Origin of the sequence: Paenarthrobacter sp. TE4293 (assembly GCF_050435325.1) — a bacterium.
GTDB classification, from domain to species: Bacteria; Actinomycetota; Actinomycetes; order Actinomycetales; family Micrococcaceae; genus Arthrobacter; species Arthrobacter nitroguajacolicus_C.
Genome location: NZ_JBNJRY010000005.1, coordinates 115,068 through 135,809, shown reverse-complemented (window position 1 = coordinate 135,809; position 20,742 = coordinate 115,068). Strand labels below are relative to the sequence as shown.

At 62.3% G+C, this 20,742-nt stretch carries 24 protein-coding genes; 19 read left to right on the top strand and 5 right to left on the bottom strand.

What is annotated here, in order from left to right; translation table 11 throughout:
- The first annotated feature begins 154 nt into the window (after positions 1-154).
- The 14 genes from mpaB (at position 155) to QF015_RS11665 (ending at position 10,888) form a co-directional block, all read left to right on the top strand.
- Positions 155-1,177, top strand: a complete 1,023-nt coding sequence (gene mpaB / locus QF015_RS11730; RefSeq protein WP_310210507.1) for a daptide biosynthesis RiPP recognition protein — start codon at positions 155-157, stop codon at positions 1,175-1,177.
- The gene (gene mpaD, locus QF015_RS11725; protein ID WP_310210504.1) at positions 1,177-2,466 is read left to right on the top strand and encodes a daptide-type RiPP biosynthesis aminotransferase; all 1,290 of its coding nucleotides are present in this window, start codon (positions 1,177-1,179) and stop codon (positions 2,464-2,466) included. The genes mpaB and mpaD overlap by 1 nt, the downstream gene beginning before the upstream one ends.
- Positions 2,463-3,677, top strand: a complete 1,215-nt coding sequence (mpaC, locus tag QF015_RS11720) for a daptide-type RiPP biosynthesis dehydogenase (RefSeq protein ID WP_429389186.1) — start codon at positions 2,463-2,465, stop codon at positions 3,675-3,677. Before mpaD ends, mpaC begins: the two co-directional genes overlap by 4 nt.
- 4 nt (positions 3,678-3,681) lie before the next feature.
- Positions 3,682-3,825, top strand: coding sequence for a daptide-type RiPP (locus tag QF015_RS11715; protein ID WP_310210498.1), 144 nt, complete (start codon positions 3,682-3,684; stop codon positions 3,823-3,825).
- Positions 3,826-3,875: 50 nt separating this feature from the next.
- Positions 3,876-3,998 carry a daptide-type RiPP gene (locus tag QF015_RS11710; RefSeq protein ID WP_310210496.1) on the top strand — a complete coding sequence of 41 codons (123 nt, stop codon included), beginning with the start codon at positions 3,876-3,878 and terminating at the stop codon, positions 3,996-3,998.
- A gap of 40 nt (positions 3,999-4,038) precedes the next feature.
- Entirely contained in the window at positions 4,039-4,176 is a 138-nt protein-coding gene (locus QF015_RS11705) for a daptide-type RiPP (RefSeq protein ID WP_310210494.1), read from the top strand.
- Between the two features lie 84 nt (positions 4,177-4,260).
- Positions 4,261-5,079 carry a daptide-type RiPP biosynthesis methyltransferase gene (mpaM, locus tag QF015_RS11700; RefSeq protein ID WP_429389183.1) on the top strand — a complete coding sequence of 273 codons (819 nt, stop codon included), beginning with the start codon at positions 4,261-4,263 and terminating at the stop codon, positions 5,077-5,079.
- The gene (locus QF015_RS11695; protein WP_429389181.1) at positions 5,076-6,266 is read left to right on the top strand and encodes a YcaO-like family protein; all 1,191 of its coding nucleotides are present in this window, start codon (positions 5,076-5,078) and stop codon (positions 6,264-6,266) included. Before mpaM ends, QF015_RS11695 begins: the two co-directional genes overlap by 4 nt.
- On the top strand, positions 6,263-7,945 hold the full coding sequence (gene mpaP, locus QF015_RS11690) for a daptide biosynthesis intramembrane metalloprotease (RefSeq protein WP_429389179.1): 1,683 nt from the start codon (positions 6,263-6,265) through the stop codon (positions 7,943-7,945). The genes QF015_RS11695 and mpaP overlap by 4 nt, the downstream gene beginning before the upstream one ends.
- Positions 7,942-8,652, top strand: a complete 711-nt coding sequence (locus QF015_RS11685) for an ABC transporter ATP-binding protein (protein ID WP_429389177.1) — start codon at positions 7,942-7,944, stop codon at positions 8,650-8,652. The genes mpaP and QF015_RS11685 overlap by 4 nt, the downstream gene beginning before the upstream one ends.
- 11 nt (positions 8,653-8,663) lie before the next feature.
- Positions 8,664-9,389 carry a hypothetical protein gene (locus QF015_RS11680; protein WP_429389175.1) on the top strand — a complete coding sequence of 242 codons (726 nt, stop codon included), beginning with the start codon at positions 8,664-8,666 and terminating at the stop codon, positions 9,387-9,389.
- A 1-nt stretch (position 9,390) separates the two neighbouring features.
- Complete coding sequence (locus tag QF015_RS11675; RefSeq protein WP_429389173.1) at positions 9,391-10,074, top strand: hypothetical protein; 684 nt, start codon at positions 9,391-9,393, stop codon at positions 10,072-10,074.
- Positions 10,075-10,103: 29 nt separating this feature from the next.
- The gene (locus QF015_RS11670; RefSeq protein WP_429389171.1) at positions 10,104-10,289 is read left to right on the top strand and encodes a hypothetical protein; all 186 of its coding nucleotides are present in this window, start codon (positions 10,104-10,106) and stop codon (positions 10,287-10,289) included.
- Positions 10,286-10,888, top strand: coding sequence for an NUDIX hydrolase (locus QF015_RS11665; RefSeq protein WP_310210470.1), 603 nt, complete (start codon positions 10,286-10,288; stop codon positions 10,886-10,888). Before QF015_RS11670 ends, QF015_RS11665 begins: the two co-directional genes overlap by 4 nt.
- A 7-nt stretch (positions 10,889-10,895) precedes the next feature.
- Here QF015_RS11665 and ggt read toward each other — a convergent pair whose 3' ends face one another.
- The gene (gene ggt / locus QF015_RS11660; protein WP_429389169.1) at positions 10,896-12,731 is read right to left on the bottom strand and encodes a gamma-glutamyltransferase; all 1,836 of its coding nucleotides are present in this window, start codon (positions 12,729-12,731) and stop codon (positions 10,896-10,898) included.
- Positions 12,732-13,689: 958 nt separating this feature from the next.
- Here ggt and QF015_RS11655 point away from each other — a divergent pair.
- The 3 genes from QF015_RS11655 to QF015_RS11645 all read left to right on the top strand — a co-directional run bounded on the left by QF015_RS11655 (position 13,690) and on the right by QF015_RS11645 (position 15,629).
- Entirely contained in the window at positions 13,690-14,466 is a 777-nt protein-coding gene (locus QF015_RS11655; protein WP_429389167.1) for an aminotransferase class IV, read from the top strand.
- Between the two features lie 136 nt (positions 14,467-14,602).
- On the top strand, positions 14,603-15,115 hold the full coding sequence (locus QF015_RS11650; protein WP_310210460.1) for a GNAT family N-acetyltransferase: 513 nt from the start codon (positions 14,603-14,605) through the stop codon (positions 15,113-15,115).
- Between the two features lie 115 nt (positions 15,116-15,230).
- On the top strand, positions 15,231-15,629 hold the full coding sequence (locus QF015_RS11645) for a hypothetical protein (RefSeq protein WP_429389165.1): 399 nt from the start codon (positions 15,231-15,233) through the stop codon (positions 15,627-15,629).
- Positions 15,630-15,673: 44 nt separating this feature from the next.
- On the opposite strand, the gene QF015_RS11640 is transcribed toward QF015_RS11645, so the two are convergent.
- The 3 genes from QF015_RS11640 to QF015_RS11630 all read right to left on the bottom strand — a co-directional run bounded on the left by QF015_RS11640 (position 15,674) and on the right by QF015_RS11630 (position 18,650).
- Positions 15,674-16,627, bottom strand: coding sequence for a hypothetical protein (locus QF015_RS11640; protein ID WP_429389163.1), 954 nt, complete (start codon positions 16,625-16,627; stop codon positions 15,674-15,676).
- 91 nt (positions 16,628-16,718) lie between these two features.
- On the bottom strand, positions 16,719-17,621 hold the full coding sequence (locus QF015_RS11635; RefSeq protein WP_429389161.1) for a hypothetical protein: 903 nt from the start codon (positions 17,619-17,621) through the stop codon (positions 16,719-16,721).
- A gap of 9 nt (positions 17,622-17,630) precedes the next feature.
- Positions 17,631-18,650, bottom strand: coding sequence for an SPFH domain-containing protein (locus QF015_RS11630; RefSeq protein WP_429389159.1), 1,020 nt, complete (start codon positions 18,648-18,650; stop codon positions 17,631-17,633).
- Positions 18,651-18,754: 104 nt separating this feature from the next.
- Here QF015_RS11630 and QF015_RS11625 point away from each other — a divergent pair, with 104 nt between their 5' ends.
- Complete coding sequence (locus tag QF015_RS11625) at positions 18,755-19,489, top strand: NUDIX hydrolase (RefSeq protein WP_429389157.1); 735 nt, start codon at positions 18,755-18,757, stop codon at positions 19,487-19,489.
- Positions 19,490-19,597: 108 nt separating this feature from the next.
- On the opposite strand, the gene QF015_RS11620 is transcribed toward QF015_RS11625, so the two are convergent.
- Positions 19,598-19,849, bottom strand: a complete 252-nt coding sequence (locus tag QF015_RS11620; protein WP_429389156.1) for a hypothetical protein — start codon at positions 19,847-19,849, stop codon at positions 19,598-19,600.
- A gap of 435 nt (positions 19,850-20,284) precedes the next feature.
- Between QF015_RS11620 and QF015_RS11615 the strand changes: the two genes are divergently transcribed.
- Positions 20,285-20,608, top strand: coding sequence for a DUF6355 family natural product biosynthesis protein (locus QF015_RS11615; protein WP_429389154.1), 324 nt, complete (start codon positions 20,285-20,287; stop codon positions 20,606-20,608).
- Positions 20,609-20,742 lie beyond the last annotated feature (134 nt).

Here is a 20,742-nt window from a genome sequence, read left to right as displayed (position 1 = left end):
ACGTAACCCCTAATTTCGGCCGATTCACCACCTAGTTTCCTCTTTCCGCCCTGTGGCCCTCCTGCCCGCCCATAGTGTCCTTCTCAGAACGAGCACCCGGAAAACCGTCGGGGCCGCTCCGAGGAAGCGTGCACAACTATTGGGGGTTGGGTCATTGAAGCTGAGTGAGCAACAGAGCATCGCCGCCGCTGTGGATCAGTGGATCACGGGCATCCCGGGACGTATCCGGGACCACGTCATTTTCGTTGAGAATCCCGAACATACCGGTTACGCGAAGACGCTGGCCGGCGAGGATTCGACAATCCTTGTCCTCAACGGGGACAAAGCAGACGCGGGCATCGTGGCGGTCACGGGCACGTTCGATGTCGCCGGGGAAGAGCTCCTGGTGGATGGGACCCTCAGCCTGGAAATCCAGGACTATGTGGCCATTCCGTTCGTGAACCTGGTGGGCGTGACCGTGGTCAGGATAACCACCAAAGAGGACTGGCAGGCCTTCTTTGACGACGCCGAGGAAGCCTGCCGAACGGGGCATTTCGTCCAGCAACTCACCGAAGTCAACGCAGTGTTGGCTGAGCGGGGATTGCTGAACGGAGGGCCGAGAGATAACCTCCTGCTGACCAGGCTCCACATCACGTGGGACGGAACCATCCTCAGCGGGCCGTACGGAACCCAGATCGGCAGGGTGGGTGACGTGCTGCCGGATCTTCGGGTCAGGTCCATCGCCCTCCGGCCTGAGTCCGCTGTTGCCGCGGTGTACTACCCCTGGGACATCTATGAATCACTGGCCGGCAAACCGTGGATTTCGCGCTACTTGGCCGCTTTGGATGCGTGGAAATTCGTACCGCGCGAGGACCGCCCCACCACCAGTTTGGTGGGGTTCGGAACCAGCCTGTACGGGGCAGCGCTGAGGGACGGTCTGCCATCAGCGCAGGCTCCCTTCATCCTGAGAAGGGGGGCCGACCATACCCTCCTCGACGCCAAGACCGGGCGGCTGTTCAAGGTAGGTCCGGACGCCGCAGCCATCGTCGAGGCCGTGTCCAACCTCCGCGATGTCAAGGCCGCAGCTGTAGCCGCGGCGCCTGCCCTCAAAGTTTCCGTTGCACTCGCCGAGGAATCCGCACGGGCTGTCATGGATCGATTTGGGCAGTTGGGCATCGACATCATTGGTGCACGCTGATGACCGTCGTGCCGATCCTTCCCACACCCAGGACACAACTTCCGCTGTGGGTGCCACTCGTCAGCCAGCATGACTTCATTGGGAAAAGCCACACGGCAGTCAGCGCCCAAGGTGTCCACGTCACCTTCGAGGATGGGCGGCAACGCATCTGTGCAAAGAGCGGGCTCTGGAATGCCAACCTCGGCTTCGGGAACCAGCACATCGCTGAAGCCATCGCCCGGGAACTCCGCACGGCCTCCTACCTGCCGCTCTTCCGCACTGCCCACCGCGCAGCCATCGAAGCCTCCGGGGCCCTGTTGGCCTTAACAGCCCACAGCTTCCAACGCGTCATCTTCTCCACCTCCGGAGGGTCCGCCAATGACGCCGTGATGAAGCTGGCACGCCAGTACTTCGTCCTGGACGGGCAACCCGAACGGAAACTCGTTGTTGGACTGAAGGGCAGCTATCACGGACTGACCTACGGAAGCCATGCCCTCAGTGGCGATGACCTCGGACAAGCCGTGTACGGCGTCGACCGGCGGAATGTCCGGCATGTCAGCTTCGACGACGACGGCGCGGAACTACACCAGCTCCTGCAACGGGAAGGCCACAGGATCGCAGCGGTCATTATCGAGCCCGTTCTGGGCTCAGGCGCGGAAGCGGTGCCGGACGCTTTCATTGAGGCGGTCATCAAGCATCGCGACCAGCACGGCTTCCTCATGGTAGCCGACGAGGTAGCCACAGGCTTCGGGAGAGTAAATGGATGGTTCGCTTCCGATGCGTGGCCTCAGCAGCCAGACGTCATCGTTACATCCAAGGGACTGACCAACGGCACCAGCGCCTGCGCCGCCCTCCTGATCGCACTGCGGGTGACGGAAGCCTTCGATGCGAATGAGTCCGTCTTCGTTCACGGGGAAACTCAGGCCGGCACGCCAGCGACCTGCGCTGCGATCCTCAGCACCATCGCCGAGATGAAGCGACTGGATCACAACACCCTGACCAAGCAAGTGGCAGCCGGCCTTGACGGTCTCATCGAGGAGCTTCAAGACACCCGTGGGGTAGGCAACCCGACTGGGCGAGGCTGCATGCGGTCCATCAAACTGCGGTCCCACAACGGCCTGCCTCTCTCATCAGGCGGTGTCCTTGCTGTGGTCCGGCGCATCCACCAGGCCGGTGCGATCGTGCAGCCAGGGCCTGGACGGATCCAGCTCCTTCCCGCGCTGACCTACACGCCGGAAAATTTCGAAGAGCTCCACGCCGCCGTCAGAACCGGCCTTGCCGCGGCCGAGCGGGATGGTGTCTTCGCATGATCGCAGACCACATGTGGAGGACCCGCTGCGTCATCCTCGACGACGGAACAGCAGCCAAGTACATCGGCGGTATGACCCGCGGGCGGACCGGGTTGGTGGTGGACGGCCACCTGACGGGACACCGGGACAAACTTCTGGCCGGCAACCTCAAAGGAGTGCCGGTCCTGGAACTGAACGCTGCACCGGTCACGGTGGAATGCGTCCGAAAAGTGGGCAGCTTCATCAGGGAAAACGGGCTTCAAACCGTAGCCGGACTCGGCGGCGGTTCAGTCCTGGACGCGGTAAAGCTCGCTGCGCTCTTCACCGCGGATCCGAGCCTGGCCGTTTTCGCCGAACGTCACGCCAAGCGCTCCGGATTGCTGGTCCTTCCTCCCGTCACGAACCCCAAGGAACGTCCCAAAACCATTCTCATGCCGTCCACCGTGGGGACCGGCGCCGAAGTCAGCGCTGTAGCGTGCCTGGACACCGCCGTCGGACGCCGCTTGGTTGTCTCCCGCTACCTGACGGGTGACGCTGCTCTGCTCGACGCCGGACACCTCGCCTCCCTGCCCAAACAGCTGGTTTTCGAAGGCCTGCTTGAAGCGTTCCTCAGGGTGGCCGGCACCATGATTGGCAGCTACCGCAGCATCTTCGACGACGACGGCCACCTGCTCATTCAGCGGATAGTGCGGCTGGGTGAGCTGCTGTCCCGGAACGATGAGCCCGGGCTGAGCCTGGCCGCGGCCAGGCTCAGCATGGAAACGCATACCGGCTGGGCACTGATGGGCCGGAACCCCTACGGCGCCAAGCACTGGTACGTCGCCAACGAGCTTGCCTATGTCACGGGCGCACGGAAGATGACCGCGACAGCGTCCGTTATTGGCCCCATCTGGCGGGAAATTAGCCAGGGCGCTGCGGCATGGGGCGATTCCGCACGCCTCAACAACCTCTGGGGCATGGTGACGGCAACGGATCCTTCACTGGATCCCGACCCGGGGCGGGGCATTGACGAGCTGATGTGGCAGTGGGGCATCGCGAGACTGCCAACCATCACCGAGGAAACCTTGGTGCGCACCACTGACGCCTCCATTCGCAACTGGGGTGGCGGGCTTCCGATGCTTCGGGGCATCGACGCCGCGCAGATCCAGCATGTCCTCAGCGAGGCTGCGGGAGGACCCAACAACTTGCCGGGCCCCACAGGCAATCTACGAGTGGCAGGGGAGAGGAGGTGAGCACATGAACAGCAACACCGCATTCAAAACCCTGGACCTGCACATCCAGGAGCTGGAGCCCATGGACGTCCCGGACGACTGGGACGAACGAATCAAGGGCATCTCAGCCGGGCTGGCGCTGGTGGGCATCGCAGTAGCTATCACCTGATCAGCTGTCCTGTGCACCACCACAGCATCAGCGAGGGGAGGTGAAAGAGAATGCCACAGCTCAACATTTCCATCCAGGAGATCGAGTCGCTGGACACCCCGGACTTCCAAAACTGGTTCATCGGGGTCTCCCAGGGAGTCGCCATCGGCATCATCGCAGTCAGCATCACGTAAGGCCTGCCACAGGCATCCGACAAGAAGAAAGGAGGAGCCAATGATCGCAGCCTCCACCCTGCAGCTATCCATCGAAGAGCTGGAGAACCTCGACACCCCGGACGATACACCGTGGTACATCCGGGTTGGTGACGTCATCATCATTGCCGGCATCGTCGTCGGCATCGCCGCCACCTAGCCGGTGCACGCGGGTGGAGCCATGTTCCGTCCCCACCCGCGTGCATCCCCGGACCCCTCTCAACCTCCCGGAGAACACGAGCTGATGAACACCGCAAAAGATAAGACCGCCGACGCCGTCCTGCGCATCCTGGGCCACGTCGATCCTCCAGAGGACCTGTACAGCGTTTCGGGCTCCCGACTCTACGACCTTGTCACTGCCAACGACCTGACGGAGCTGCCCGAGATCCTGACTGCGGCGCGGAAAACCGCGGGGCCCATCCTCGAGTTGGCTGCTGGATCCGGACGGATCACCCGTCCCCTCCTGACCCTTGGACGGCCGCTGACCGCCGTCGACTCTTCGCGCGAAATGCTGGCCCTCCTCGCGTCGAAGGTGGCAACCCAGGCGTTCAACCCGCGCGGTGTCCGGGTGGAGATGGTGGAGGCTGATATGTCCAGCTTTGAGCTCGACGGCGGATACGGTTGCGTGGTTCTGGGGGCCAGTTCCATCACACTCCTTGACCCTCCCGGCCGACGTGCGCTGTTCCGCAGGGTTCACGACTGCTTGGCTCCCGAGGGGCGTTTCCTCTTGACCGTCCTGAACGCGGACAGCCACCACGCGTCAGAAGAGAACGACGGCGGCACGACAGTTTCGCCGTTGGGCACAGACTCGTTCCTGATCACCACGGAAAGCCGGGACCCGGCCAACGGCGCCCGGCACGTCACCATGATCCACGTCAACTTCGGTGAAGGCGGGACGTACCGCTCTTCTGCGTACACCAGCGACATCGCTTTCGTCAGCAACAGCCTCATCGAGGAAGAAATCACGGCTGAGGGCCTCACCATCCTCGAACGCAGGCCGGTCCGCATCGCGACAAAGACCCCGGGCCTGAACGACATTGAGCTGTGGGTGTGCGGCGCATGAGCCTCGATCCTCTGCAGACGCTCGATCCCGCGTCAGGCCTGGTGTCCGAATCGGCCGTCTACGTTCCCAACGACGTCGGGTTGTGGCGGACCGCGGGTTTGCTGGCACAGGGCCGCACATCTCAAGCGGGGTTTGCCGCCGCCGTTGGGGCTTTTGACGTCAAGAAACGAGACTCCCTCACCCGGGGTGCGGGGGAGGCCGTGGAACGGTTTGCGTTGGTTCCGGCACAGGCGGGTTCCGAGTATCTCCTGGCCTGCGAGGGAAGCCTTGACCAACGGATCGACTTCATTACGCCAGGGCTGGGACGGCCATCTGCGCTCGCCTATGAATTCCCTTGGTACCGGGCCACCAACCTGCTGACCGGAAAGGTCTCGCACGTTCCGGCTCCCGTGGTGGACTACTGTCCCGGGTTCGGGGAAATAAACCCGTGGGATGGCTTCTTTGATCCGTCTCCGAACGGCGCAGCATCGGGTCCGTCGGAGGACTTTGCCCAAGCCGCAGGACTCGCGGAAGTCCTGGAACGGGATGCCTTCTTGTCCGCGTGGCACCAGCAAACGCCCCTTCTGAGCTTCGACGTTGCTTCGCTGCCGGAGGAGGTGCGTGCCACACCTGAAGCGAAGAGCCTCCTTCTGCTTCTTGACGCGGCGAGGGCTGCCGGCGTCGATCCTGTCCTGGCTTTCGTTCCGCAGGAGGGCCGTCCCCTGGAAACGGCGGTGTGCATCATCGCCGTCGAAGGGAGCTTTGGCGCCGTGGGGCTCAAAGCGGCTGCCCACCCTGTGTCCGCGTTGCGGGGAGCACTCCAGGAAGGACTCCAGATTCGGGAGCTGTTCCTCACCCGCACACCTTCCGGGACTCCTCCGGCGGTGACGGACGACGATTCCCGCGCAGACTTCTGGACCACGCCCGCCGCGATTGACGGCTTGCTCCGGTGGGTCCGGTCCTTCCAACCGTCGACGCTGCGGGAGGCCCATCCCACACCGGACGTTGTGAGTTTGGTGGAGTACTTTGCTGGAAGGGACATCCAAGCCCATTGGGTCAGCCTCACGCACAGGCTTCCCGCGGCGATCCAGGACATGGGGTGGGCAGCCGGCAAAGCGATCTGCCCTGGAACTGTTCCGCTCACCATGGACGAGACCAAAGGACTGTTCCTTAGCGGCCATTCCTCCACCCCACATCCCCTGATATGAACCGGCTCAGAGGCAACGAATCCACTGATGCCCGGTCGGTCACGTGGCCGGTGCACCTTGCCCCGTCGGGGTCCATCGATGCGCCGTTGGCCGCATCAGGACCATGGATCGTGGCCATCAACGGCGTGCCGAAGGCGCGGGTCTCGGCCGACGTCGCAAACGTCCTCAGAGCAGTGGACGGCAAAAGGAACCCGGCCCAAGTGGCGCATTTCCTCGGCTCGCCATGGACCGCCCAGGATGTCATGGGTATCGTTCGCCAGTTGGCCCCCACAGGAATATTCGACGGCGGCGCGCAGCCATCTGCGATGCGTCGTGTCCAGTTCAGGCCTCCGCTGACCCTGCAGTTCACCCTGTTCAACCCAGCACCGTTTCTGCAGTTCTTCCGGCCGATGGTGGTGGCCATGGCCCGGCCCGGTATGGCTGTGGTGGGACTGATGCTCCTGCTCGGGGGCCTGGCAGGCGCGTTCATAGCAGGGCCCAGCATGTGGCGGGTCCTCTCGACGCCGCTTCCTGTGGAGGCCTATCTATACGTCGTGGCGGCGATGTTCGTCTCCACGCTCCTGCACGAACTGGGTCACGGTATGGCGCTCACGTACTTTGGCGGCACGCCGCGCCGCATAGGGATCATGCTGTTCTATCTCTCTCCTGCGTTCTTCTGCGACGTGACGGATGGGTGGCGGCTGAGCTCCAGGAAGCAGCGCGTACTCGTTGCCCTCGCGGGGCCTTTGGTACACGTAGGTCTGGGCAGCTTGGTGTTGGCTGGCCAAGCGCTGCTTCCCGAGTCGCCCGTGAAGGATGCCGCTGTCCTCTACGGGGTCATTTGCTACGCCGTGGCCGTGCTCAACTTGTTCCCGTTCATCAAGCTGGATGGCTATGTTGCCCTGATGTCTGCCGTGGACATCCCCCACCTCCGGAAGAAGTCGCTGGAGGCATTGACCGATGTGGTCAGCTTCCACCTCCTGGGCTCGCGACGCACGCTCCGCACGAACGGCCTTTTGCCGTGGTTTGGACTCGCCAGTTTTGTTGCTGGAATCGCCCTCATGGCGATCGGCTATCAGCGGCTGATGCCGATTTTCCTGCAGCTGGGCCATGTCGGACACCTTGTTGTGGTGGCGGTCCTGTGCCTGCTGCTCGTCGTGGCGCTCCGGGGAGTCATCCGGTTCCTAAGGTTTGCGGCAACCAACGGGAGTCCTCGCTGGAGACGGATCCTCGTGGTGCTGTTGGGGCTGCTGGTTGGTGGAGCGCTGCTGGTCGTTATTCCAGTGCGGGCGGTGACAGTGGCGGGCTACACCTACCGGGACGGTCAGCTCACGATCGTGGCTCCAGTCGAAGGCCCGCATGGGGCTATATCAGCCGGGGACCGGGTGACGCTGCAATCGCAGGGAATGATCATTCACGAGAATCTGGGCCGGGCAGCCGTCGGTGACCAACCGCCGTCGACGTCCATGGCACCGCTGGACACGCTGGTCCCCATCGCCCTGGCAGGCGACACCCTGCCCGCGATGGCGTTCGGGGCAAAGCTCGAATCAGGAACGAACCTTTCAAGCTCCGGGCGCGCGGAAGTCACCAGCCAACAGGAGACGAGCCTGGGGGAGTGGCTGTGGACTTCGATCACTGCCTCACCCCTGTGGCCAGGGCAAGCCGGGCCAACCGCAGACTCCACGAAAGGGCAGCTATGACAATTCATGCCAGCTTCGAGCAGTTCAGTAAGAAAAGAGGTGCGCGTTCAGCCGTCGAAAGCCTGACGTTCGACGTGCCTGCAGGCCGCGTGGTGGGACTGATCGGTCCCAACGGGGCAGGGAAAAGCACGGCGCTCGCCGGCCTGACTGGACTGGTGGAAGCGACGTCAGGGCGCGCAACGGTCTTTGGCGTTGACTACCGCACCCTCCGGAGACCCGCCGCCAAAGTCGGAGTGAACCTCGACGGAATGGACGTGGAGCCTGGTCTGACCGGGCGCCGGCACCTGCAGATCTGCCAGCTCGCTGCGGGTGTGGACCGGCAGAACGTGGAGCGGGTTCTGAAGTTGGTGGATCTCGCTCACGAAGCCAGCAAAAAGGTCCGCGACTACTCGCTGGGCATGCGGCAACGGTTGGGCATAGCCTCCGCCCTTGTCGGAAATCCCCACTTGCTTGTGCTCGACGAGCCCGCCAATGGTCTGGATCCGGAAGGCATCCAGTGGCTGCGACGCTTCTTACGGGAGTTCGCAGCGGCGGGCGGAAGTGCGTTGGTTTCCAGCCACCAACTCATGGAACTGGAACAAGTGGCGGACCACGTGGTCATTCTTAAACAAAAAGTCCTGTTCCGCGGAACCCTCCACGAGGCCAAAGCGCTGGGTGGCGGCAGCCTTGAGGATGCGTACTTCAAGATCCTGGCGGGTACCCAATGATGGTGGCCGCGGTGACAAGCGGGATCCGATCCGAGCTCCTGAGATACGTCAGCGGGTATTCAGTCCTGGGCATCGTGGCGTTCAGTGCTTTGGTGCCGTGGTTCGTGGCCAACTTCCTTGGATGGCCGGATAGCTCGGACGCCTTGTCGGCTCAGGACAACATCCAGATTTTTTGGGCTCTGGCCGCAGGCATTGCGCCGGTAGCAACCTTCGCCGGGAGCTATCTGGTAACCCGCGAAGCGTATTACGGCACGCTTCGCCGCACTGTAGTTGCTGCGGGTATGACGAACGTGCTGGTCACCAAGTACATCGCCGCGGTGGTGGTGGGACTCTGCACGGTGGTGATTGGAATCGGAGTGTGGGGCGGGACCACCGCGTTCTCGCTTCCACGGGACGTTGCCTCCCAGCTTCTGGCTCCCGAATCGCTGGGACGGCTGCCGGGTGTGTTGGTCGCCTCGGCCCTCGGTGCCGTCTGGGGCTGCTCCCTCGGTTGGATCTTCCAGCACTACTACGCGACGACGATACTCACTTTGGTGATTCCGCTCGCCATCGAACTGCCTCTGCTGTCGAACGCTCCCGAGATGGCTGGGTGGCTCCCGTCCGGTGCATTGGCAGGGATTGCCGCCGTCCCCTTTAACGGACTTCTCGAGCCCATGCAGGCGTTCTTCGTGTCCCTCGGCTGGCTGCTGGCGGCTGGATGTGGCGCGGTGTGGTCCCTCCGCAGGAAGGAGCTCTGACGTGGTTCCGTCATTGCTGTCCGAGCTCCGGCGCCCATGGTTGTGGAGGGGAGCGGCTGTTGGGGCCTCGCTGGTACTGGGATTCATTGCGTTGGTGATTTTCGCCGCCGCACTTGAACCCGGTTCATCCTTGGCACATCTCGATGGACTCCTGGTGGAAACGGGACTGACACTCACGCTGACAGGGTCTGCCGTGGTGGGCGCCTCCGCCTTCACCGCCGGCTTCCGCACGGGATCCCTGACCCGCCGGGTGTTGTTGTTCCAACGAAGCCCGGCGTTCCGGGCCCGTGCAGCCGCGACGTCGCTGGCAGCAATGATCAGCGGCGCAGTTGTAGGCGTGATTCTTGTCCAGTCAGGAGTTCTTCTCGAGGAATCATGGCACGTGGGCCTGGCCGCTGTCCCAGCCTTCGCTGGGCTTGCCGGGATGGGATCGGTGTGGGGTTTCGCTGCCGGTTCCCTCATCCGCAACCACTTGGTGAGTCTCTTCGCCGTACCCCTTAGCTTGCTCCTTCCCGAGCTGCTGTTGGAGCAGACAAACGCATTCTTCCCCGTCCTCGCCGCTGACTGGGCAACCCAGACAGCTGTCAACATACCGGCCTGGGGCTCTTTTACCGGAGCTGTGAGCTGGCTTTTAGTAGTCACAGCCATAGCCTTCGGCGTCTTCTTGAAGCGCGACCTGGCCTGACTTTCCACCCACCCATTAAGGAACCCACCGTGAATCGCAAACCACTGATATGGCTGCTGCTGGCCTTGGTGCTTGCCGCCTACGCCGTCTCCATCTTCGTCTCCAATCCTGGTCAGTCACCGTGGTCCGTGATCTCCGGAATCATCGTCGCGGTTGCATCGTTGGTCATGGTGTGGAGATACAGTCGGGAGCTCAAGAACAACCGCCCATCTTGACCGAACCGGATGAACTGTGGCGAAAACTGTGGAGCACCCGGGCCTACAAAGGCTTTGTCACCATAAACAGGGACACGTATCTGGAGGCTGACGGCTCTGTCTCCGAATGGGACGTCATCGCTGGCCCTGACTCCGCAGCCATGTTGGCCTTCACTGAGGGTGGCACGGACGTTGTGCTGTTTGAGCAGTTCCGTGTTGGGCCGGGCAGGACGCTGCTGGAACTTCCCGGTGGGTACGTGAACCAAGGCGAAGCACCCGACGCTGCCGCTCTGCGCGAGCTGTCAGAAGAGACCGGCTACGGCTCATCGGCAATCTATTACGCGGGAGCGGAATGGTGGTCTGCCCGGTCCTCCAGGCGAAAGCACCTGGCCATAGCAGCGGAAGCCCGCCCCGTCGACGACCCATCATGGGACGTCTCCGAGGCGGGCTTCGTGCGGCTCCTTCCAAGCGACGAACTGCTCGATTACCTACTCAGCGGTGAGCTGACGGATGCGGGCCTCGCCTGCCGCGGCCTCATGAAGTTCGCTGTCAGCAACCAGCAGGATGCTGGACTCGTGAAACTGCAAGGGACCGTTCGCCGCCTGCTTCCTGGCTGTTGAGTCCGCGCTACCTGCCAGGTTTGACCGGTTTGACCACTAGCGCTGAGCCACCACCACGCCGGGTGGGCTCCGCCGCGGCAGTCATTTGCCCGTCTCTACCGAATTCGATGGCCGTCGCAGCCCCGATCTCGGCCGCCGAGGTGAAGGCATCACCGGCCGGAACCAGATCATGTCCCAAGGACGTCAACGCCGGACCGTAGGCATCGATGAAGGCAGGTTCGGAGCTGACGGTCGCGCCATTCCGGGGTGCAGCACGCGGAGCGGCAAGGGCCTCGGAAACGGTCATGCCCAAGTCCACGCGGTTCAGGATGGTCTGCAGAACCGTGGTGATGATGGTGGAACCACCCGGTGAACCCAGGGCGAGGAACGGCTTCTGGTCCTTCAGGATGATGGTGGGCGACATTGAGGACCGCGGACGCTTGTTCGGTTCGATCCGGTTGGGATCCTTCGCGTCATAGACCGTGCTGAAGTCAGTCAGCTCGTTGTTCAGCAGGAAGCCACGGCCAGGGACCACGATTCCTGACCCACCAGTCTGCTCAATCGTCAGCGTGTACTCCACCACGTTTCCCCACTTGTCGGCGACCGTCATGTTGGTCGTGGAGATGTTCTCCGTATCCGTTTCATTGGCGAGGGGCGCCACGGCAGCCGGGCACGCGCCGTCGTACGTTTCTATGTTGCCGGGGGCGACCGGCTTGGGAGCGGCCGCCGTCGGGTCGATTTCGCAGGAGCGCTCCTTGGCGAAGACGTCGTCCAACAGGGTTTTGGTCGGCACTTTCACAAAGGCAGGGTCACCAACGTAGGCGCCGCGGTCCGCGAAGGCGAGCGAGCTGGCCTCAAAGTAATGGTGCAAGGCATCCGCTGGTTTCATGCCCTTGAGGTCGTAGTTTTCCAGGATGTTCAGCGCTTCGCCCACGGTTGTGCCACCGCTGCTGGATGGGGCCATCCCGTAGACGTCAAGGCCGCGGTACTCCACCTTGGTGGCGTCCTGGTCCACCACCTTGTAGTTGGCAAGATCCTGGGCTGTCATGGAGCCGACCGGGATGGGCAGCTTCGTTTCCGCCGTCTTGGGCGGAGCCTGCACGGTCTGGGCGATCTCCTCCGCGAGCGGGCCGCCGTAGAAGGCGTCGGTGCCCTCCTTGGCGAGCGTACGGTAGGTCGCCGCGAGGTCGTGGTTCTTGAAGACGCTTCCGACGGCGGGAGCGTCGCCACCGGGAAGGAAGAGGTCCCGGGTGGACGTGAAGGCGTCGAAGCGAAGTTTGTTGTCCAGGGTTTGCTGGCGGAAAGTCTCATCCACGACGAAGCCGCGGTTCGCTACCTTGATGGCCGGCTTCAGCGCGTCACCGAGTCCCATCGTCCCCCAGCGTTCCAGCGCACGCTCCCACGTTGCGGGTGTGCCGGGGACGCCAACGGAGACACCGCTGGTGACCAACTCCGGTGTGAAGTTATAGGGCTTTTTGGTGGCTGGATCGATGAACGCGTCATTCTTCATGCCGGCCGGCGCTGTTTCACGGCCGTCGATGGTGCCCACTTGTTTGGTCTTCGCGTCGTAGAACACGAAGTAGCCACCGCCGCCGATGCCGGCGCTGTAGGGCTCGGTGACGCCGAGGGTAGCTGCTGCGGCGACTGCTGCGTCGGCCGCGTTGCCGCCCCTCATGAGGACTTCGATAGCGGCCGCGGATGCCTCCGGATCGACGGTACTCACGGCACCTCCGTAGCCGGTGGCCGTTGCGTTTTTGTCGGTTTCCCGGGGATCGGCGAAGGCCGGACTGGCCATGGCCCCGCTCGTCGCGGTTAGTGCCAAGGCTGCCGTTACAGCAGCCAGCTGACGTCTCACATGTGTCATGGTTCCTCCCAGAGTTGTTCCAGACGGTGATGTGGGTGGACGGTCCGGTCACCCTACCCCGGGGCTCTGCGAGGGACAACGGTTGAAATGAGGCCCCATACGAAGTAGGAGCAACCACGCGGCCATGTGCGAACCCGCCCGAGTGGCACTTCTAGTACTTGGAAAGTACAGGGGAGTAGCGCAGGTAGATCTTGAGACCGCCGGTGTCATGGGAAATCCCGGTGCAGGTTTTTCGCAAAGTCCACAAATTCGTCGGCTCGCACCGTTCTTGGGTCAGCCCCATTTCGGCTATCCGCGACCCTGACGTATGAGGGGGTCGGACATCTACAGTCATTTCCCGCCAGCAGCCTCCCGACCCACACCCTGTAGAGATCGACCCCGCCTTGCTCGGCACAGGGATAGCCTGGAAAGCCGAATCGGAGGGAACGGCACCTTCATCTATAGCGGTCCAAAGAATGGAGCCGACCCACGCAACCAGGAAGATCCCAAGAGCGAGGACAGTGAGACATCCTCCGCGCTCTCGGGTCATCCACTTACCCTACGGATTTCTCCGGTCCCGGCAGAAGCTCCAAGAGCTATGTACGTCCGACGCATTTGTTCCCCCAAATCGAAGATTTCAGACTACACGCCGGCTCTGCGACGACATATCCAGCGCCGCTCGTGGCAGGACCGCGAACACTGGCGAATGTTAGCGGTGTGGGTCCACAACAATCTGAACGTCGTCCTCATAGAGGACATAGCCAGGGGCGGATGACCGGAGCTCTTCCCATTGCGTCCCGTAGCGGTCCAGTAGGTTCAAGTATCCGGGAATTCTGGCCAACAGGTGAGTTGCACTGATTTTGAACCATGCTTGGGCGTGCAGATTGTGGGCACGGTTGTAGACGGTGGGATCGACCAGGTCCCGGCGGGACTCGAGCCTATTCCAATGAGTGCGTCGGGCCCGTCATATGCTGAGGAGATGACCGAGAGCGTAAGTGTCAGAGTCGACGGCGTCGAAATTCCCGATGAACCACTTTCTCAACTTGCACTCGCGAACTACGGGCATTTCACCGCCATGCAGATTCGTGCCGGTCGGGTCCGGGGCCTATCCCTGCATCTTAGTCGTCTTAAATCCGCTCATGCTGAGTTGTACGGAACTGACATTGATACTGCACAGATCCTGGAAAGGATCCGGGAAGCCGCGGAAGATGCACCTGACTCATACCTGCGGATCACTGTCTTCGAGAGTGATCCAGGGAAGGTTCGAGTCATGACCGCCGTACGCCCGGCCGTCGAACCGGCCGCCGAGGGGGTCAGGCTCCTTCCGGTCGTCTACCAGAGGCCCGTTGCGCACATCAAGCATGTAGGAAGTTTTGGCCAGCTGTACTTTGGTCGCTTGGCACGCAGGAGAGGCTTCGACGACGCACTTCTTACGACGGCGGGCGGCGGGATCTCTGAGACGACCACAGCAAACATCGCGTTCATTGACGAAGATGGAACTCTCGTATGGCAGTCAGCGCCATCTCTGTATGGGATCACCTGGCAGATTCTTGAAACGGCCCTCGCAGAGGCAGGGTTCAAAACCCGCAGACGACCCGTCACGCTGAACGATGTGTCCAGTTTTTCCGGAGCGCTTGTCACCAACTCTGTCGGTGTCGTGAGTGTCTCAAGAATCGGCTCAGTGATCTACAACGACGACGCCCCTGTTCATCCGATCGCGGCCGTTTATGATTCCAGCCCGTGGGACTGCATCTAGCAATCACCGGCTCTCGCCCACCAACCCGAACCTGGTACGTTCGCTCAAGTACAGACCCATGGCCACGACTGTGGCGTGACCACTTTGATGCCCAACGTGCCCGACCAGCAGCCCGTCGCGCAGGTACCGTTGAGCGATGACGATCAACTTTGAGGTGCGTCGTGCCGAGCCCTCGGACGCGCCAAACATGGCAGTGGTTCATGTGGATACTTGGCGCGAAACCTACCGGGGATTGATGAGCGACGCGGAGTTGGACGATCCAGGGCTCCTGGAATGGCGCGAGAAATTCTGGACGGCAGCGCTAACAGATTCTCGATACGACACGAACAGTGTTGTTGTGGCATCGCATGAGGGCAGTCTGATCGGCATTGCCATGTCAGGTCCCGCTCCCGACCAGTCGGAAGAGCCACAGCAGTTGTATGTCCTGTACGTGTACGCCGCATTCCACGGTTCGGGGGTTGGCACGGCGCTTCTGCATGCAGCAATCGATCCTTCCGCGCCCGCCGAGCTGTGGGTGGCGGACCCTAATCCTCGAGCACAGGCCTTCTATCGGAAGAATGGATTCGTCGCCGACGGGACGTTCAAGATCGAAGACGACGTGAGGGACATCCGAATGGTCCGCAGCATCCAAGTGGTGGTCGGACCCTAAAGGATCGACCACCAGGCGCTCACCGTGGCAAGGGGCGAAGCTTGAAGATGAGAATTCCGAGGTACTTGTTCATCCACCCGCTGAGACGGTCACAATGCGGAAGGGGGAGGTTTCCATGGCGGCAAGGATTGTCGAGATCATCAGTCACGTCTTAAGGGATGTGAGTTCCAGCGGGCTTCAACACCCACGTATTGACGAGACGGACTGGTGCGGCGACCCGCAGGTGCTCTCGGCCATGATCTACAGCGTCCGCGACTCCATCGGACAAGGCGTTTCAGTGAGGCGTGACATTTCGCAGGCCGCCCAGCTCGTGTCAGTGGCCGATCAGGTTCAGGAATGGGTCATCGAGGAAAACAGCCTGACCAACAGCAACTGGCCCCAATGCCCGTGGCATCCCAGCAACCACCCGTTGACCGCCCGTCTGGTCGACAATGAGGGTGTTTGGGCATGCCCCGCGTTGAGCACCCCTGCAGCCGTAATCGGTGAGCTCGGCGCAAAAGGGTCGGAAGACTAGGCCTGCCGCTGCCTTCGCTTTCACCCTGCATCTCGCCCGGTCGCTTATACGGAGACGCGTTGTTGAGCACTCCTCCGCGCAGCGACCGCCTGGACGCCGACTCCCACCAAGCCAATGACGAGTGCCAGCAAGATCGTGGGCAATGCGGCTCCGTCTGGACCGAGGGCCCGCCCGAACACGTCCCGTCCCATGGCGAGCATCTCCGGGATATCTCCTGCAAGCACGCGTGTTCCGAGGACTGATTGGACCGCGGTGAAAAATGCCGGAAGCAGCCACAGGAATACGAGGTTGAGTACCCAGGCAACCGATCGGCGAGCGGGCCGGAGTCCGCACCACGCCAAGGCGCAACCCACCAGAACGGCAGGGACCCATCGTGCAACAGTGGGCACAGCAGTTGGTACGTTGAGGAATCCCACGACGTTCACCACCCACACCACTGCCCACGAAGTGAGTGGGATTGCCATGAGTCCGAAGTCGATGGTTGCTTTGACCGTGGAAGGTGAATTGATGAGCAATAGCGCGACGAGCGCTGCAAGCATGCAACCGATGACGCCGGCCAGAAGTCCGCCGAAGTAGAGTGCCGACAGGCTGCCGGGCAAAAGCCCTTCCTTGAGTACCGTGAACGACTGGACAGTGGCTGTGAGGTGAACCGCCAGGACTCCGGACACGGCGCACCAAGTGACGAGTCGACGTCGGACGGGTGACCAAATGCGGACTGCGAGTCCGGCAGCAGCGCCTCCCACGGTCAGGAGTGCCAGAAGGGTGGTCGCCTCGTATTGGCTCAGGGGCAGGAGGGTTGTCGGCATCTGCGCTGGCATCACCTGCGTTGCCCACAGATTTTGAAGAGGCAGCGTGGCTCCGGTGATCCACCAAGGGGTCAGGCCAAGAACGCCGCCGAGGAGTCCGATCAACCACCCCCACAGAGCGTCCCGGGCGGCCGTGTTCGATGGCGTCCCGGACGGGACGGAGTGCTGTGCAGTTTGCTCGGGGTGGCTCACGAGGCTCCTCGTTTGAGTCTGACTGGAGTGCCTGCGCCTATGGGAGGAGGGCCAACCGCCAATACTACACCGAGTGGACTAATCCGAAGGTTCAAACAACCAGCCGCAGCGGCCGCTTCCCCAAATGAACGGTGATTTCTTGCCCCCACGAGGCCGTCAGCCGGTCGTTTTCCATGCCGTCACCGAACACCACTAATTGATCGGAGGCCACGGTGATCCGCAGCAGTTCGCCAGCTTCGAGTACGCCTTCGGTCAGTGAGGCGCCTGTGACGGGGGAGGGCCATGCTTCGCGGACGAACCACGCGAGCCGCGGGTCGGTCGGCGCCGGGAGTGCCCGACCACCGCGTTCCAGGGCGATCGAGGCACACCAGCCGGTGGCGCCAGTGCCCGTGGAAACTATAAGGCCCGACGACGATTGCCGCTCGGTTTGCCCGCCGGGCTGGGTGAAACTGGGCGCTGTCACGGTGTACTTTGCCGACTGGTGTGAGGCGTGCCCGATGAAAACTTCGTTGAGCGCCGAAAGCTGCTGCCCGTCGTCGAGCGTTGCCGTCACGGTGGTGAGGTCCTGGCAGTGCAGCCGGGCGGGGTCGGCGGCTCGAAGGAGTGCGGCGGCGGCCGCCGGCGTGTGGCGGACCAGGACGCCGGGGTTGGCGCCGGGTTCCGGGTCGATGCCGATGACCGGCTGCCCGTTCAGGTATTTGGCGACGTTCGCCACCAACCCGTCCTGCCCCACGACCGCGATGATGTCCTCTGCCGTGAGCAGGAACCGGCTAAGGTCTGCGCGTTCCACTTCGGCCTGCCGCCAGTCGGACGGAACGGCGGCCCGGATGGTTGCCAGTGCTGCGGTGAGGTGATCGTGGCGGTCCTGAACGTCCTGGATGTCGCGGCCCCGGGTGTGGAGGAAGAACTCGGCCTGGCCGCGGGTGGCGTGCCGGTCCAGGAGTTCCTGAAGTTCGGTCCGCCGGTGGACGATGACGATGCGCGGGGTTGCCATGATGTGACCTTACTTGGTGGTGTCTGCGGTGATGGCGGGTTCCTTGAGCAAGCCAGCCAATGCTCCGCTGAGCAGGTCCGGAGTGATGGTGAGATTGCCGATGTTTGGCAGACTTCCGGCTGCATCCTTGAGTGCCAGGGCCAGCAGCGTGGCCTGCTCCATGTTGCGGTAGACCTCCATAGTGGCGGCTTCCCGGGCTGCGGCTGCTTCACCAACCAAGCGGATTTGGTTAGCCTCGGCTGCTGCGCCAATTCCCTTACGTTCAGCGGATCCTTGTGCTTCGATCAGTCCTGCGGCGGCCTTCTCTTCGGCTGCGCGGCGGGCGTTGGCGCCTTCCTGGGCCACGAGGTTCTCGCGGCGGACGGCCAGCTCGATCTGGCTCGCCATCTCATTCTCGGAGATGGTGCGTTCACGTTCGACGGCGACTGCCCGCCTCTCGTACACGGCCCGGTCCGCTTCGGCTTGAAGTTGTTCCCGGACCGGAGTCTGCAGGGCGCGTTCGACGTCGGCTTCGGGCCGGACGGCCAACACCTGCACGCCGAGGATTTCGATGCCCGTAGATTGCAGTCTGGCATCTGCCCGCAGGGCCTCCGTGAGGACCAGTCGGAGTTGGCTGACGCCGCGTTCGAGCGCCTCGGCGAGGGTGGTGGTGGCGATCTGGTCGATCGCGTGGCTTTGGCACAGCTGGCCGATGATCGTGGAGACCTGCTCACGTCCGGTGGCCGGGGCCTTGCCCTCGGTTTGCAGTCCGAAGTCGAGCCGGGTGGAGACGGCTACGGGGTCGATGAAGCGGTAGGTCACGTTGGCCTGCACGCTGACGTCCTGGTGGTCGCGAGTGATGGCGTGGAAGAGGGTGGGGAGTTCCTGGTCGTCCACGGGAACCTCGCTCAGGACGGAGTTCGCGGGGCGGAAGAAGAACGCTTGGCCCACGCCTTGGTGTTTGACGGCGCCCTTTTGAAGGTGGACGACGTAGCCGGTGGGGCTGCCGAGGAAGTGGCTGAGCCAGGGGTAGCGCTTGATGATGGCCATGGTGCTCTCGCTTTCGTCATTTTCTCGTCAACTTGACGATAACTACACACTAGGGTGCACTCGGCTTTATTGTCAACACGACGATAACTTCCTATGCTTGATATATGCCCGCATCCCATTTCGCCCCCGAGCGCTTTCCGGTGACGGTGGACGTCGTCGCCCTCACTGTTCGCAACGGTGAGCTGAATGTCCTGCTCATCACCCGGCTCATCGAGCCCTATCAAGGAAAACCGGCGCTCCCGGGCGGCTTCGTGCTGGCGGGTGAGGACCTGCTTGAGGCGGCGGGCCGGGAACTGGCGGAGGAGACCGGCGTCGAACATTTGCCCGGTCACCTTGAGCAGTTGGGAAGTTATGGCCCGAAGGGGCGCGACCCCCGCGGCGACGTCCTGACCGTCGCGCACCTGCTGCTTGCGCCCGACTTTCCTGTGCTGTCGGCCGGCAGCGACGCTGAGCAGGCGGCCTGGTATCCGGTGCGGGAGGTTCTTGGTGGGACGCTCGAGTTGGCCTTCGACCATTCGGGTATCCTCGACGACGCTTTGGAGCGGGCCAAGTCGAAGCTCGAATACTCGCCGCTGGGTGCTGCCTTCTGTGGCGACGAATTCACTATCGCGCAGCTTCGCGCAGTCTACGAGGCCGTATGGGGGACCCGCCTGGACCCGCGGAACTTCCACCGAAAAGCGACCGGAACACCCGGCTTCCTCGAGGATACCGGGCGAATGACAGCGGGCGACGCCGGGCGGCCGGCTGCGCTTTTCAGGCTCGCCCCCGAAGCGCGCCCGACGGCGGGCCAACCCACCCGCGCGGTACTGAACCCGCCGCTGATGCGCCCGAGGGACTAAGACGGCTGGCACTGAACTGGGGCAGTCATCGCTCCAATGGCGGTCAGGGCTGCGGTTCCAACCATCGTCGCAACAGCCGCGCGTCACTTCCGCAGGAGCGAAAGCTTCTCACTTATCCCTTGTCTGCGACTCCTCCGCGGTTCGCCGCAATCTGATAACGGCTAGCCCGATGACGCTGCCTGCTGCGGCCAGGAAGAACAGCAGCGCCAGTAGTGGACCTGAAATCCCGGGAAAAAGCGGGTTCCGGCCGGTAAGGAAGATGGAAGCGATTAGGCCTACCAGCGACACGCAAAACGCCAGCCCCAGGACTTTCTGCCTGCGACCCTGGCGAGTTATCGGCGATGTATTTGAAGTATCCATGAATAGATTCTATCGTCTTGATCAAACGTAAATTGATAGGTTTGTAAACAATATGGGGAGAATTGTATGAAAGCCAGAAAAATTGCTGGAATCCTGTCCGCGGGGCTTCTCGTTGCCGGTGGTATAGCCGGGGCCTTGCTAGTGCACCGGAAGAGGCGAGGGTCTCGGTGTGTGGTTACTCACAAGAAGTCCGCTCCTACAATTCCATCCTTAGTCTGAGCCTGCTGGGTCAGACCCTAGACCCTTTTGGCGGCCAAAAAGTCGTGTCTGTCTACGGTCACTGCGGTCCCACAAACGTAAAGATCGTCACTGAATCACCCAGATGGCAATCGCTACGTATGCGTGCCTCCAGGTGACAGCTGGTTGGGATTCGTGAACCAAGGCGACAGGATCACTGGCGCCTACTACGTCGGTCTCTGCTAAAGGACAGATCACATGAGCAAGTTCAACGGTTTCAAGCGCATTGCCGCCGCCATAACGACTGGGGCAGCGCTGGTACTCACCGGGCTGGTAGTCACCGCCGCGCCGGCATCTGCAGCCGTGTGTGGTTTTCAGGGTGTTGTCACTTCGAATATCGGCGGCAACGTAGCGCCCTGGGAACAAGCGATCTATAACCACTGCGGTCCAGGTAACGTCAAGATCAGAGTTCAGTACTACTATGCCGAACGCGACCTGTGCGTGACCCCTGGAGAGACACTCCTCTATGCGAACCCGAACTTGGGCGGCCTCAACTTTGCGTATTACATTGGCGGTTGTTGACCAGTAAAAACTAGCCGATTCTCTGTAGAACGATTATTTAGCGTGCACTTTGAACGGTAGATATTTTTGACCTACTTCTAAATGAAAACTGATGGGCTTAATTGTCCCAAGGCTACTCGCCGCTCGTGGGTTTG

Bases quoted from the DNA above. Each gene is read 5' to 3' on its own strand.
- mpaD (WP_310210504.1), top strand. From the start codon at position 1,177: ATGACCGTCGTGCCGATCCTTCCCACACCCAGGACACAACTTCCGCTG.
- mpaC (WP_429389186.1), top strand. From the start codon at position 2,463: ATGATCGCAGACCACATGTGGAGGACCCGCTGCGTCATCCTCGACGAC.
- QF015_RS11715 (WP_310210498.1), top strand. From the start codon at position 3,682: ATGAACAGCAACACCGCATTCAAAACCCTGGACCTGCACATCCAGGAG.
- QF015_RS11710 (WP_310210496.1), top strand. From the start codon at position 3,876: ATGCCACAGCTCAACATTTCCATCCAGGAGATCGAGTCGCTGGACACC.
- QF015_RS11705 (WP_310210494.1), top strand. From the start codon at position 4,039: ATGATCGCAGCCTCCACCCTGCAGCTATCCATCGAAGAGCTGGAGAAC.
- mpaM (WP_429389183.1), top strand. From the start codon at position 4,261: ATGAACACCGCAAAAGATAAGACCGCCGACGCCGTCCTGCGCATCCTG.
- QF015_RS11695 (WP_429389181.1), top strand. From the start codon at position 5,076: ATGAGCCTCGATCCTCTGCAGACGCTCGATCCCGCGTCAGGCCTGGTG.
- mpaP (WP_429389179.1), top strand. From the start codon at position 6,263: ATGAACCGGCTCAGAGGCAACGAATCCACTGATGCCCGGTCGGTCACG.
- QF015_RS11685 (WP_429389177.1), top strand. From the start codon at position 7,942: ATGACAATTCATGCCAGCTTCGAGCAGTTCAGTAAGAAAAGAGGTGCG.
- ggt (WP_429389169.1), bottom strand. From the start codon at position 12,731: ATGACACATGTGAGACGTCAGCTGGCTGCTGTAACGGCAGCCTTGGCA.
- QF015_RS11655 (WP_429389167.1), top strand. From the start codon at position 13,690: ATGACCGAGAGCGTAAGTGTCAGAGTCGACGGCGTCGAAATTCCCGAT.
- QF015_RS11650 (WP_310210460.1), top strand. From the start codon at position 14,603: ATGACGATCAACTTTGAGGTGCGTCGTGCCGAGCCCTCGGACGCGCCA.
- QF015_RS11645 (WP_429389165.1), top strand. From the start codon at position 15,231: ATGGCGGCAAGGATTGTCGAGATCATCAGTCACGTCTTAAGGGATGTG.
- QF015_RS11635 (WP_429389161.1), bottom strand. From the start codon at position 17,621: ATGGCAACCCCGCGCATCGTCATCGTCCACCGGCGGACCGAACTTCAG.
- QF015_RS11630 (WP_429389159.1), bottom strand. From the start codon at position 18,650: ATGGCCATCATCAAGCGCTACCCCTGGCTCAGCCACTTCCTCGGCAGC.
- QF015_RS11625 (WP_429389157.1), top strand. From the start codon at position 18,755: ATGCCCGCATCCCATTTCGCCCCCGAGCGCTTTCCGGTGACGGTGGAC.
- QF015_RS11620 (WP_429389156.1), bottom strand. From the start codon at position 19,849: ATGGATACTTCAAATACATCGCCGATAACTCGCCAGGGTCGCAGGCAG.
- QF015_RS11615 (WP_429389154.1), top strand. From the start codon at position 20,285: ATGAGCAAGTTCAACGGTTTCAAGCGCATTGCCGCCGCCATAACGACT.